This is a genomic window from Streptococcus vestibularis, assembly GCF_900636445.1.
In the GTDB taxonomy this organism is placed as follows: domain Bacteria; phylum Bacillota; class Bacilli; order Lactobacillales; family Streptococcaceae; genus Streptococcus; species Streptococcus vestibularis.
On the sequence record NZ_LR134275.1, the window covers coordinates 1,876,341 to 1,889,150 of the forward strand.

General features: G+C 38.3%; 14 protein-coding genes, 1 tRNA gene and 1 other RNA gene. 9 read left to right on the forward strand and 7 right to left on the reverse strand.

Going from position 1 to position 12,810, the window contains the following annotated elements; all coding sequences use genetic code 11:
* Positions 1-47: 47 nt before the first annotated feature.
* The 3 genes from EL076_RS09515 to EL076_RS09525 form a co-directional block, all read right to left on the reverse strand.
* Positions 48-120 (reverse strand) — tRNA-Lys (locus tag EL076_RS09515).
* Positions 121-315: non-coding RNA, 6S RNA (gene ssrS, locus EL076_RS09520), on the reverse strand. It abuts the tRNA gene before it with no gap.
* A gap of 86 nt (positions 316-401) precedes the next feature.
* Positions 402-1,670, reverse strand: a complete 1,269-nt coding sequence (locus EL076_RS09525) for a replication-associated recombination protein A (RefSeq protein ID WP_003092076.1) — start codon at positions 1,668-1,670, stop codon at positions 402-404.
* A gap of 169 nt (positions 1,671-1,839) precedes the next feature.
* Between EL076_RS09525 and rpmB the strand changes: the two genes are divergently transcribed.
* From rpmB to nrdG, 9 genes are all read left to right on the forward strand, one after another.
* Positions 1,840-2,028, forward strand: a complete 189-nt coding sequence (gene rpmB / locus EL076_RS09530; protein WP_002885786.1) for a 50S ribosomal protein L28 — start codon at positions 1,840-1,842, stop codon at positions 2,026-2,028.
* Positions 2,029-2,152: 124 nt separating this feature from the next.
* Complete coding sequence (locus EL076_RS09535; RefSeq protein WP_002885737.1) at positions 2,153-2,419, forward strand: IreB family regulatory phosphoprotein; 267 nt, start codon at positions 2,153-2,155, stop codon at positions 2,417-2,419.
* On the forward strand, positions 2,419-2,838 hold the full coding sequence (gene ruvX / locus EL076_RS09540; RefSeq protein ID WP_048788677.1) for a Holliday junction resolvase RuvX: 420 nt from the start codon (positions 2,419-2,421) through the stop codon (positions 2,836-2,838). The genes EL076_RS09535 and ruvX overlap by 1 nt, the downstream gene beginning before the upstream one ends.
* A 107-nt stretch (positions 2,839-2,945) precedes the next feature.
* The gene (locus EL076_RS09545; RefSeq protein ID WP_002887079.1) at positions 2,946-3,251 is read left to right on the forward strand and encodes a DUF1292 domain-containing protein; all 306 of its coding nucleotides are present in this window, start codon (positions 2,946-2,948) and stop codon (positions 3,249-3,251) included.
* A 212-nt stretch (positions 3,252-3,463) separates the two neighbouring features.
* Positions 3,464-5,110: a hypothetical protein gene (locus EL076_RS09550; protein WP_126430102.1), complete on the forward strand. Its 1,647-nt coding sequence runs from the start codon at positions 3,464-3,466 to the stop codon at positions 5,108-5,110.
* Between the two features lie 98 nt (positions 5,111-5,208).
* Positions 5,209-7,413 (forward strand): anaerobic ribonucleoside-triphosphate reductase, encoded by a 2,205-nt coding sequence (nrdD, locus tag EL076_RS09555; protein WP_126430103.1) that lies wholly within the window; start codon positions 5,209-5,211, stop codon positions 7,411-7,413.
* An 89-nt stretch (positions 7,414-7,502) separates the two neighbouring features.
* Positions 7,503-7,634, forward strand: a complete 132-nt coding sequence (locus EL076_RS10440; protein WP_002885877.1) for a hypothetical protein — start codon at positions 7,503-7,505, stop codon at positions 7,632-7,634.
* Position 7,635: 1 nt separating this feature from the next.
* Complete coding sequence (locus EL076_RS09565; protein ID WP_048788680.1) at positions 7,636-8,136, forward strand: GNAT family N-acetyltransferase; 501 nt, start codon at positions 7,636-7,638, stop codon at positions 8,134-8,136.
* A gap of 4 nt (positions 8,137-8,140) precedes the next feature.
* Positions 8,141-8,746: an anaerobic ribonucleoside-triphosphate reductase activating protein gene (nrdG, locus tag EL076_RS09570; protein ID WP_003092012.1), complete on the forward strand. Its 606-nt coding sequence runs from the start codon at positions 8,141-8,143 to the stop codon at positions 8,744-8,746.
* 19 nt (positions 8,747-8,765) lie between these two features.
* Here the strand turns inward: nrdG and yaaA are convergent, their stop codons facing one another.
* The 4 genes from yaaA to EL076_RS09595 all read right to left on the reverse strand — a co-directional run bounded on the left by yaaA (position 8,766) and on the right by EL076_RS09595 (position 12,809).
* Complete coding sequence (gene yaaA, locus EL076_RS09575) at positions 8,766-9,506, reverse strand: peroxide stress protein YaaA (protein ID WP_003091997.1); 741 nt, start codon at positions 9,504-9,506, stop codon at positions 8,766-8,768.
* A gap of 85 nt (positions 9,507-9,591) precedes the next feature.
* Positions 9,592-10,533, reverse strand: a complete 942-nt coding sequence (locus tag EL076_RS09580) for a YitT family protein (protein WP_126430104.1) — start codon at positions 10,531-10,533, stop codon at positions 9,592-9,594.
* On the reverse strand, positions 10,526-12,277 hold the full coding sequence (aspS, locus tag EL076_RS09585) for an aspartate--tRNA ligase (RefSeq protein ID WP_003092089.1): 1,752 nt from the start codon (positions 12,275-12,277) through the stop codon (positions 10,526-10,528). The genes EL076_RS09580 and aspS overlap by 8 nt, the downstream gene beginning before the upstream one ends.
* 109 nt (positions 12,278-12,386) lie before the next feature.
* Complete coding sequence (locus EL076_RS09595) at positions 12,387-12,809, reverse strand: hypothetical protein (RefSeq protein ID WP_003091963.1); 423 nt, start codon at positions 12,807-12,809, stop codon at positions 12,387-12,389.
* Between the last annotated feature and the right edge of the window lies 1 nt (position 12,810).

Consider the following 12,810-nt stretch of genomic DNA (forward strand, 5'->3'; position numbering starts at 1 on the left):
CAAGCAAAAAAGCCTTTTAAATCAAGGCTTTTTCTTCTGTATTTCTATGCCCCCTACAGGGCTCGAACCTGTGACCCATGGATTAAGAGTCCACTGCTCTACCAACTGAGCTAAGGAGGCTGGATGCTGTATTGGTACCGATGATCCACGGTTTGTATTGAACCCGCGACGTAAAAAGCAGGTGGGCGACTCGCTACTAACTTCAGTTGCTTCTGGGTGAGCCAGCCTGCACACTGTTAATAGACCTCTGTCTCCCGATAATACAAAAATTAGTCGGTCAACACTTATATGTGGATTCGTATACCACAGCAATTTCTATGTTCTTATAATACCACTTTTGAAAATTATTGCAAGAGGAAAAATCAATTTTTTTGCAATCGTTTTCGTTGATTCCTCTCGTATTACCTAGATAACTTATCGATCCGTTCTTTATTAGCTCCAAGAGCTCTTTCATATTTCCCGGTTTCATTGGGTTGGAAATAATTCACACCTCTTAATTTATCCGGAAGATATTGTTGTTTAACCCACTTTTCAGGATAAGCATGAGGATACTTGTAATCTTGTGCATTGCCCAGTTCCTTGCTTCCAGCATAGTGTCCATCTCTCAAATGACGAGGAATCGGTAAATTTCCTGATTTTCTAAGGTCTGCCAAGGCAGCATCCATAGCCATATAAGCCGAGTTTGACTTAGGAGATAAAGCTAAGTCAACAACTACATTGGCTATCAAAATACGAGCCTCTGGAAAACCTACTTTCTGTGCAGCTTCCAAAGCTGTAACCGTGTGAACTTGCGCATCAGGATTAGCTAAACCAATATCCTCGTATGCAATCACAGTCAAGCGTCGTGCTAGACTAGGGAGATCTCCTGCTTCAACTAAACGTGCTGCATAATGAAGACTGGCATTAACATCAGAGCCTCGAATAGATTTTTGCAAAGCAGAAAGCACATCATAGTGTCCATCACCGTCTTTATCCATGGTGATATAGCTACGTTGTAAACTATTTTCCACTGTATCTAAAGTAATATGACGAAATCCATCTTCTGAAGCTGGCGTCGACATGACAGCTAAGTCTAAGGAATTATAAGCCGAACGTAAATCACCATTAGTAGCCGTAGCAATAAAATCTAGAGCATCTTCATCTAACTGGACATCAAAGTCAAAGCCACGCTCCTTATCCTCTAGAACTCCTAGAATAGCTTCCTTAATATCCTCGTTAGAGAGTGGTTCCAATTCAAATATTTGTACACGACTACGGATGGCTGGTGTGACAGAAAAAAACGGATTTTCCGTTGTAGCCCCAATCATGATAATATTACCATTCTCTAAGAGTGGTAATAAAAAGTCTTGTTTAGCTTTATCCAAACGATGAATCTCATCTAGAAGCAGAACTAAGCTACCTGAAAATTTAGCCTCTTCCGCAATTTCCTGTAGGCGTTTCTTGCTATCAACAGTAGCATTAAAGGTTCTAAAAGCAAATTTTGTTGTTCCTGCAATAGCACTAGCTATTGAGGTCTTCCCGATTCCTGGTGGCCCGTAGAGAATCATTGACGACAGCATATTTGCTTCTACCATACGGCAAATAATTTTACCTTCACCAACTAAATGCTTCTGACCAATCACCTCTGAAATTGTACGTGGACGCATGCGTAGAGCAAGATTATCTGGCATCTTCTCTCCTTTTTTAACTGATTTTTTCTTATTATAATAAGCATATACTATTTTGTTACAAAAAGAAATTATAAATAGTTCTTGTCAAACCTAAATTCTTATGATAGAATGTTTTGGTATGTGGTGCTAGCACATCCGTAATAAATTCTACCTAGGAGGAAAACACGAAATGGCTAAAGTATGTTACTTTACAGGACGTAAAACTGTTTCTGGAAACAACCGTTCACACGCTATGAACAAAACTAAACGTGCCGTTAAACCTAACCTTCAAAAAGTTACTATCCTTGTTGATGGTAAACCTAAAAAAGTTTGGGCTTCAGCTCGTGCGCTTAAATCTGGTAAAGTTGAACGCGTTTAATCTTATTGGATATAGAGAGATGACTTTAGTCATCTCTTTTTTTGTTCATCGTCTTTCCCTTTTGGCTATACTTATGTTATAATAAAGAACTAACAGATAATTCTTATAGAAAGAAGGTGTCAGTATGGGATTTACAGATGAAACTGTTCGTTTCAACCTAGACGACGGTAGCAAAGATGAAATCAGTAATACTTTGACAAATGTCTACCGTTCGTTGGCTGAGAAAGGTTATAATCCTATCAACCAAATCGTCGGTTATGTTCTGAGCGGTGACCCTGCTTATGTTCCGCGTTATAATGACGCCCGTAACCAGATTCGTAAATACGAACGTGATGAAATCGTTGAAGAACTCGTTCGCTATTATCTTAAAGGAAATGGAATTGACCTCTAATGCGAGTAATGGGACTTGATGTTGGCTCAAAAACAGTAGGAGTTGCGATTAGTGATCCCCTCGGTTTTACAGCCCAAGGCGTTGAAATTATCAAAATTGACGAGGAGGCTGAAGAGTTTGGTTTTGACCGACTAGGCGAGCTCGTTAAAGAATATAAGATAGAAAAATTTGTTGTTGGTCTTCCTAAAAATATGAATAACACTGAAGGACCGCGTGTTGAAGCAAGCAAAGCTTATGGAGACAAAATCAAGGAAATCTTTGGAATTCCTGTAGATTACCAAGATGAGCGCTTGACAACTGTTCAAGCCGAGCGTATGTTAGTTGAACAAGCAGATGTCAGCCGTGGTAAACGTAAAAAAGTTATTGATAAATTAGCTGCCCAACTTATTCTACAAAACTACCTCGATCGAATGTTTTAAGAAAGTGTAATAGAGACCTAATAGCCATACGAAAATCTAGTAAACTACCAAGCAAATATACTAGATTTTCATCACTATTCAGCGCTCTCTTCAAAAAGGAGAACAATATGTCACACAATCACGACCACAACCATGATCATGAAGTCATCACTTTAGTAGACGAACAAGGAAATGAAACACTTTTTGAAATCTTGTTGACTATTGATGGACGCGAAGAATTTGGTAAAAACTATGTTCTTTTGGTACCAGCTGGTGCTGAAGAAGATGCTAACGGAGAAATTGAAATCCAAGCATACTCATTCACTGAAAATGAAGACGGTACTGAAGGCGACCTTCAACCAATCCCTGAAGATTCAGATGCTGAATGGGATATGATTGAAGAAGTTTTCAATAGCTTTATCGACGAAAACTAATAAATAAGCAATGCCATAGGCAAAGAAATGACTTGTTAAAAGGAGATTGGGATATTGTATCTCAGTCTCTTTTTTAGATATTTTTTTCTTAAATGTAAGAAATTAGAGGAAAATTGACTAAATGGTATTATCTGATATACTTTAAATAAGACAATTAGGGGATAAGACCCTTTTATTTATAACTTTCCAAATGTCAACAAAGGAGTTTAATTGTGAGTCCATACAACAAAGACAATACTTTAGATTCAAGTGTCTACCAAGGTTATCATCGAAGCCACCATCGATCTCATACACAAGATAATCAATCCGAAAAGATTGAAGTGACAATTCAGGGACATACAGACGATTCTAATTCTTCTCAAACAGAGAAAAAAACTAAGATTTCAATTCCACGGAAGCATAAAGGTCATATCCTGATTCTCAGTTTGATTTTGAGTATTTTTAGTATATCAGTTCCCTACTTTACAGACTTTTCCAATAATATACAGTCTCAAAACCTTTACATTGCAAAAATGTTTGCCAATGGTAGCTTACCTTACTCTGACTTTTTTGCGACAGGTGGGTTCTTTTATTACTTCCTAGTTTCTCTGGCTTTCCGTTTAGGATCAACTCTTTGGCTAATTCCTATACAAACCCTTACCTACTATCTTTCTGGTACTTACCTTTACAAGACTGTCATGCACATGACAAGTAATAAGGAGATTGCCACTCTAATTAGTATCATTTTCTTTGTAATTAACGGCACATTTGGTTTTGGTGGTCTCTACCCTATCCAATTTGCCATGCCTTTTGTCCTAGGTGCCATCTTCTTCTTAACTCGTTACTTTGCGGGTTACAGTCGTGATGAAGCCTTTATTCTTTACGGCTTCGCTGGCACTGCGGGAGCTCTTTTTGAAGCTCGAACTCTTATTTTCTGGATATTGTCACTTGTGACAATCTTCATTTACAACCTTGTCAACAAACACTTTGCTCGTGGTTTTTATCAAGTTCTTTGTATTATTTTTGGTAACATTCTAGTATTGTATCTATGTCTTTACTTTATCCTAAATTTACAAATTACATCAGACTATGTTAACCAAGTTTTGGTTTACAACTTTACACAACTCACTGTAGAAAAAAATAACTTTCTACTTACGTTAGCTTACCAAAGTTTTGCTGTTATCGGCTCTGGATTACTTATTGGTGCACTTACTACAAGCAACCACCTTATGGGCTATGCTAAAGATAAGAGTATCAAGTGGGTACTACTCCTTAGTTTTATCTTTACAGTGGTTTACAGCTTGTTCTCCCAAAGTTTTGGACTTTACAGTATTCTCAACATCGTACCTTATGGTCTAGTCTTGACAGCACTTTCTTTAGATGATGCTATTAAAAAAAGAGCGAAGCGAACCTCTCACCGACGTCGTAATGCTAACCAAATCCACACGCTAAAAGTTTTTGGTATCTTCCTTAGCCGTAATTATTTCTTACCTATAATAGTTTTTGCATTTGCCTTTGCTATGCCAATCATCATGTTCCTATTTAATTTAGGAAATAATGCTGAACGTAGCACTGTCGCAAATTACCTCGCTAAAAATACCAAGAAAGATGAAACTATTTACGTTTATGATTCATCAGCAAAAATTTATTTGAAAAGTAATCGTAAATCAGCTTCACCATTTGTTCTTCCAGAACTTAACACAGCTAAACCAAGTCATCAAAAGGCTCTTTTAGACACTCTTATTCAGGACTCTGCACAATATATCGTTGTCCAGCAAGATACGCAATTGCCGTCTGAGGTTAAATCGACACTTTCAAAAAACTATAAAAAAGCACCTGTAAAAGGCGTTGAACAATATACTGTCTATGTCCTAAAATAGGTTGAAAAATCAATATATAGTGGTTGATATAAAAATATACCACAATATATTGATTTTTTTTTGCCTAGTGCTATAATTAGTAACGAGGTGATTTTTAGATGATTACATTAGAAAAAGAAAAGGTTACAATCAACCCTGATATCAAAGTCATCAAACGCGATGGTCGTATGGTTGTCTTTGATTCAAGTAAAATATATGAAGCTATTCTCAAAGCAAACGAAGCTATTACACCTATCACACCATTAATTGAGACTAAATTGGAGGGAATTGCCAACCGTATTGTGGCCGAAATCAATGATCGCTTCTCTCACAATATCAAAATATACGAAATTCAGAGTATCGTAGAGCATGAGTTACTCGAAGCTAATGAATACGCTATTGCTCAAGAATACATTAACTACCGTACCAAACGTGATTTTGAGCGTTCTCAGGCTACTGATATCAATTTCACCATTAACAAGCTGGTTAATAAAGATCAGGCTGTTGTTCATGAAAATGCCAATAAAGATAGTGATTTATACAATACACAACGTGATTTAACCGCAGGTATTGTTGGAAAATCCGTTGGACTTAAGATGCTTCCTCCACATGTAGCAAATGCTCATCAAAAGGGAGATATCCATTTCCACGATTTAGACTACAGCCCTTACACGCCTATGACAAACTGTTGTTTGATTGACTTCAAAAGTATGTTGGCAAATGGTTTTAAAATCGGTAACGCTGAAGTAGAAAGTCCCAAATCCATTCAAACTGCAACAGCACAAATTTCACAAATCATCGCAAATGTTGCCTCTAGTCAGTATGGTGGCTGTACTGCTGACCGTATCGATGAGTTTTTAGCGCCTTATGCAGAACTCAACTACAAGAAACATTTAGCAGATGCTAAAGAATGGGTGACTGAGGAAAAACAGGAAGACTATGCTCGTGCTAAAACGCGTAAAGATATTTATGATGCTATGCAATCTCTTGAGTACGAGATAAATACACTTTTCACCTCAAATGGTCAAACACCATTCACCTCTCTCGGTTTTGGTTTGGGAACAAACTGGTTTGAGCGTGAAATCCAAAAAGCCATCCTACAAGTTCGTATTTTAGGACTTGGCTCCGAACACCGTACAGCCATTTTCCCTAAACTCATCTTCACCCTAAAGCGCGGACTTAACTTGGAACCTAATTCACCTAACTACAACATTAAACAGCTAGCACTTGAATGTGCTACTAAGCGTATGTATCCAGATATCCTATCATATGACAAAATCATTGAATTGACAGGTTCCTTCAAAGCCCCTATGGGATGTCGTTCCTTCCTTCAGGGTTGGAAAGATGAAAATGGCGTTGAAGTTAATTCTGGACGAATGAATCTTGGCGTAGTCACCCTTAATCTCCCTAGAATTGCCCTAGAATCTAAAGGAGACCAAGATAAATTTTGGGAAATTTTTGAAGAAAGAATAGGAATTGCTAAAGATGCTCTTGTTTACCGAGTTGAACGGGTAAAAGAAGCTACACCTGCCAATGCACCTATTCTTTATCAGTATGGTGCATTCGGTCAACGACTTGGCAAGTTCGACAATGTAGATCAACTCTTTAAACATCGTCGTGCAACCGTATCACTTGGTTATATTGGGCTTTATGAAGTAGCATCTGTTTTTTATGGTAGTGACTGGGAGACAGATCTAGAAGCCAAGGCATTTACTTTAAATATCGTAAAAGCTATGAAAAATGCTTGTGAAAGTTGGTCTGACGAATATGATTATCATTTCTCTGTTTATTCAACACCATCAGAAAGTTTGACTGATCGCTTCTGTCGTTTGGATACTGAAAAATTCGGTGTCGTGACTGATATCACAGATAAAGAATATTACACCAACTCTTTCCACTACGATGTTCGTAAAAATCCAACACCATTTGAAAAATTAGAATTCGAAAAAGCTTACCCAGAAGCTGGCGCAACTGGTGGATTCATCCATTATTGTGAATATCCAGTCCTCCAGCAAAACCCTAAAGCACTCGAAGCTGTCTGGGACTTTGCTTATGACCGTGTCGGTTATCTTGGAACGAATACTCCAATAGATAAATGCTACAAGTGTGACTTTGAAGGGGACTTCACCCCAACAGAACGTGGATTCATGTGCCCTAACTGTGGCAACACAGATCCAAAAACAGTTGATGTCGTCAAACGCACATGTGGTTATTTAGGAAATCCACAGGCTCGCCCTATGGTTAAAGGACGCCACAAAGAAATCTCTGCCCGTGTGAAACATATGAATGGTTCAACCATAAAATATGAAGGTAAACACCTTTAATAAGACCTAGAATACATTATAATAAACTAGAAGCAGCTGGATGATACCTTCCAACTGCTTTGCTTATTTCATTTTTAGAAAGGAATATAATGGGAAAATATCAATTAGATTATAAAGGTATGCAACAAGTGGAACGTTACCACGAAAAAAATGCAACCGTCAAAAACGATAAAAAAGCACGTGTCCAAGCCCTTTTGAAAAAAGCTGGAAAGAAGAAATAATATGATCTTACGCCGACCAAGTCACACAGATAAAGAAGCTATCTTAGATATGATGACTGAATTTGAAAGGGAGAAATCTTCCCATGATGGTGGATTTTGGAACCCCGACAATTTTGTTTATGAAGAGTGGCTAGAAGAAAATCTTCAAGCGGAAGCGGGACTAAATATTCCTGAAAACTGGGTTCCTGCTATCCAGCTGGTTAGTTTTGACGAAGCAGGCCATGCTCTTGGCTTTCTCAACCTTCGTCTCCGATTAAATGACTACTTACTAGAAAAAGGGGGCCATATCGGCTACTCTATCCGTCCATCCGAACGAGGAAAGGGTTATGCGAAAGAATCTCTCCGTCAAGGCTTACAAATAGCTAAAGAAAAGAATATTCATCGTGTTCTGGTCACTTGTAGTATCAAGAATCCTGCTAGCCGAGTTGTTATATTAGCCAACGGTGGTCAGTTGGAGGACATTCGCCATGAAACTGAGCGCTATTGGATAGATTTGGAGTAGAATCATGACATGGAATACACCAAAGCCACAGGAATGGAAGTCTGAAGAACTTAGCCTAGGACGCATTATTGACTACAAAGCTTTTAATTTCGTTGATGGTGAAGGCGTACGTAACTCCCTTTACGTATCTGGTTGCATGTTTCACTGTAAGGGATGCTATAACGCTGCCACCTGGTCCTTTAAGGCAGGAATTCCCTATACTAAAGAACTTGAAGAACAAATCATGAGGGATCTAGCTCAACCTTACGTGCAAGGTCTCACGCTACTTGGTGGTGAACCCTTCCTAAACACAGGAATTCTCATTCCCCTAGTCAAACGCATTCATAAGGAACTACCCGAAAAAGACATTTGGTCTTGGACTGGTTATACTTGGGAAGAGCTAATGCTTGAAACTCCTGATAAGCTAGAACTTCTTCATCTCGTTGACATTCTTGTAGATGGACGTTTTGACATTACTAAGAAGAACCTTATGCTCCAGTTTCGAGGATCATCTAATCAACGTATTATTGATGTCAAAAAATCTCTTGATCAAGGAAAGGTTGTTATCTGGGACAAGTTGAATGACGGTCAAAACAACTATGAGCAAGTCGATCGTAAAGACATGATATAAAAAAGTCTGAGTTTGTAACTCAGGCTTTTTTAACTTTCTTTACAAAAACCAATTCACTATCAGAAGATAAATCCTTACGATAGTAGAACTCATCAAAGGATAATTCTCGTAAGGCATCTATGGTTCGACAATTTTCCTTCATTACAGCTGTCAAAAAGGCTCCTCTAGCCTTTTTAGAAATCGTTGAATGTGTCTTAAGAAGGCCATTACGGTCTTCCATAAAACTAACTGTGAATAACTGCTTACGAAGACTTGGACTAAAGACATCTTCAAATTCATTTGAAAGTAAGGAAACAACTGAAACTTGACTTTCTTCTAAGAATTTATCATATTCAGAACGCCAGTAGTTTTTTAAGGACTGACCATTAACCTTAACCTTGGTATGAAAATCATGACGATGTTCCTGAATTGAATAAAAAGCTGGAATAATCCCATAAAAAGAAGATGTTATAAACACCTGTTGGCTTAAGAAATCTTTTTCACATGTGGATAAGTCACTACGTTTAATATGGCGATACATCAAGCCATTAAAAAGCTCTATTGCAGGATAGCTCCTTGCTTCTCCAGACAAAATTCTATCCCAGCGCTGCTTTTCTTTGCGAGCCTGCTCAGGTTTAATGTTATAAACTGTGGATAAGTCATCTGTGGATAATTTTGCCATTTCTTTGAGAATAGCCACACTCTTTTCAGAAATCTTCTGATACGGAACTTCATCAAGGGGCTTCATTTCTTTTGCGGTTGGAATTAAAAATCTAATCATACTGATATTGTAAAGTCAAGCAAGCATTTCGTCAAGAATTCTATCCAACAAAAAAGAAGCTAACGTTCGTCAACTTCCTTCTTCATTAGTCATCTAAATCAACAAAGCGACCTAGAATATGTACATTTTCTGTGATTGAAACAAAAGCTTTAGGGTCTGCTTTTCTCATATAATACTTGAAGTCCGTATACTCTTCACGGGTAATAATAGTCAGCAATACTGCTTTTTTTTCATGATTATAAGTACCTTCCGCATCATTAATCATCGTTACTCCACGATGGAGTTTCTTCTGAATCATCCGTACAACTGGATCTGGATTACTTGTAACAATCATTGCCTGCATTTTCTTCTGTTTAGTGAAAATCGCATCCGTTACTCGGCTTGAGACAAAAATTGTCACCATTGAATAAAGGGCATATTTCCAACCAAAAAGTATACCTGCAAAAATCATGATAATCCCATTGACAATCAAGGAGATATTCCCAACATCACGACCCGTTTTCTTACGAATAGTAAGACTGACGATATCTGTTCCTCCACTAGAGATACGTGATTTTAGACCGAAACCAATCCCTGTTCCCATGACCAGACCACCAAAAATAGCATTAATCAATGGATCCTCCGTTAAGGTCACATGAGGCATCGCCTGAATAAAAAGGGAGCTCATTGTTACCGTAATGAAGGTGAAGATGGTAAATTTGTGACCAATCTTATACCAAGCTAAAATCAAAAGTGGAATATTAATCGCATAGAAAGTCAATGATACTGGTATCTCAAACCCCAAAGTTCTAACACTCAATGCCGATAAAACCTGTGCCAAACCTGTTGCTCCACTGGAGTAAACATGTCCAGGTTGAAAAAAGAAATTAACGGCGATTGACGATAAGAGCCCGTAAAGTAAAGAAGCTGAGACTTTTTCAGTATATTTTTCACGGGAAATACTACGTGCAGCCTGCAAAATACCCATTTTCTTCGCAGACTTTTTCGCTACAAATTTAACATGTTTATGAAGAGGTGCTTTATTCATTTTCTAAATCTACATGAAGGGCAAGTTCTTCCAACTGTTTATCAGCCACAAGACTTGGAGCCTGAGTCATAGGATCTGATGCCTTATTATTTTTAGGGAAGGCAATCACTTCACGGATATTATCTTTACCTGCAAGAAGCATGACGAAGCGGTCGAGACCGATAGCCAAACCACCATGTGGTGGGAAACCATAGTCCATGGCTTCAAGAAGGAATCCAAATTGCTCATAGGCTGATTCTTCAGAGAAACCAAGGGCTTTCAACATACGTTCCTGTAGGTCTTTATGATTGATACGTAGACTACCCCCACCAAGCTCATAACCATTCAAGACAATATCATAAGCTACAGCACGTACCTTGGAAAGATCCCCTTCAAGCTCTGCTGCAGAATCTTCTGTTGGCAAAGTAAATGGGTGGTGAGCAGACATATAGCGTCCTTCTTCTTCAGACCACTCAAACATTGGCCAATCAACAACCCAAAGGAAGTTGAATTTAGTGTTGTCAATCATGTCAAGTTCTTTAGCAATTTGATTACGCAAAGCACCTAGTGTGTTGTTAGCGATTTCATGTGTATCTGCTACAAAAAGAACTAGATCATTCTCTTCAAGGTGTAAAGTATCTGTCAACTTATCTTCAATACTTGTCAAGAATTTAGCAACTGGACCTGCTAGAGCACCGTCAGTCATCTTAACCCAAGCAAGACCCTTAGCGCCAAATTGTTTGGCAAACTCTGTCAACTTGTCAATACTTTTACGTGAGTATTTGTCTGCATTTCCTTTGGCAACAATCGCCTTAACAGCTGGCGCCTCAGCAAACACTTTGAAGTCTACACCCTTGACAACCTCTGTCAAGTCTTGTAAAAGCATGTCAAAGCGTGTATCTGGCTTGTCAGAACCATAGTTATTCATGGCATCATCATAAGACATTCGTGGGAATGGTAGTGTAACTTCAATTCCTTTAGTTTCTTTCATAACCTTAGCAATCAAGCCTTCTGTAATATCTTGGATTTCTTGCTCATTAAGGAATGACGTTTCCAAGTCAACTTGTGTAAACTCAGGTTGACGGTCTCCACGCAAATCTTCATCACGGAAACACTTAACAATTTGATAGTAACGGTCAAAACCAGCATTCATCAATAATTGCTTAGTGATTTGAGGACTTTGAGGAAGAGCATAAAAGTGACCTTGGTTAACTCTGCTTGGAACCAAGTAATCACGAGCACCTTCTGGTGTAGATTTTGTCAACATTGGTGTTTCAACATCGATAAATTCCAAGTCATCAAGATAATTACGGATGGCGTGGGTTACCTTTGCACGGAGCTTAAAGTTTTCCAACATCTCTGGACGACGCAGATCCAAGTAGCGGTAACGCATACGTGTATCATCACTAGCCTCAACACCATCTTTGATTTCAAATGGTGTTGTTTTGGCAGTATTAAGGACTTTAAGGTCTTCAACTTTAAGTTCGACAGCACCTGTAGGCAAATTAGCATTAGCTTGTTCACGCGCTTCAACAGTTCCTGTTACTTCAATAACAAATTCACTACGCAAGCTCTCAGCTGTTTCAACAACATTAGCATCCGCATTTTCAGGGTTAACAACCAACTGCATCAAACCTTCACGGTCACGAAGATCGATAAAAATCAAACCTCCGAGATTACGACGGCGAGATACCCAACCTTTCAAAGTAATAGTAGTTCCAATGTGTTCACTACGAACACGTCCGGCATACATAGAACGTTCCATAAATACACTTCTTTCGTTAATTTTTTAGTCTTAACTATTATAGCAAAAAGCCCATCAAAACCCCACCCATTTCAGGTTAGAATTTTAATAGACTTTCTTTTTTATAAAACTATTTGCCAAATTGTTTCAACAAATCACTAGTATCTACGTAATCTTCAGCAAACTCTTCAAAATCTTCAAAACGATAATCGGCTGTTTCTAAGTCAAGTAAACTATTCCAACGGAATCCGTAAACATCTTCAATGATAACACTAAGTTCATCAGTTTCCTCGTCTACCTGCCACCCCAAATAACGTTCCTGAGTTTCAAAACTCAAGACCACATCTTGACAATCTTGATGCCAAACTTGACCAAGTAATTGCTGGCACATCGCATGATCACTTGCAGTCTCATCATTGAACCAAGTAATGTCATGTTTATCAAGAAAGGCGATCAACTGCCAAAACTGTTGTTGGAAACGAATGGGCATACTACGATCAAAAGCCAAACTGAACTTTTCACTCCGTTTGAGCATATCAACTATACTAACCATA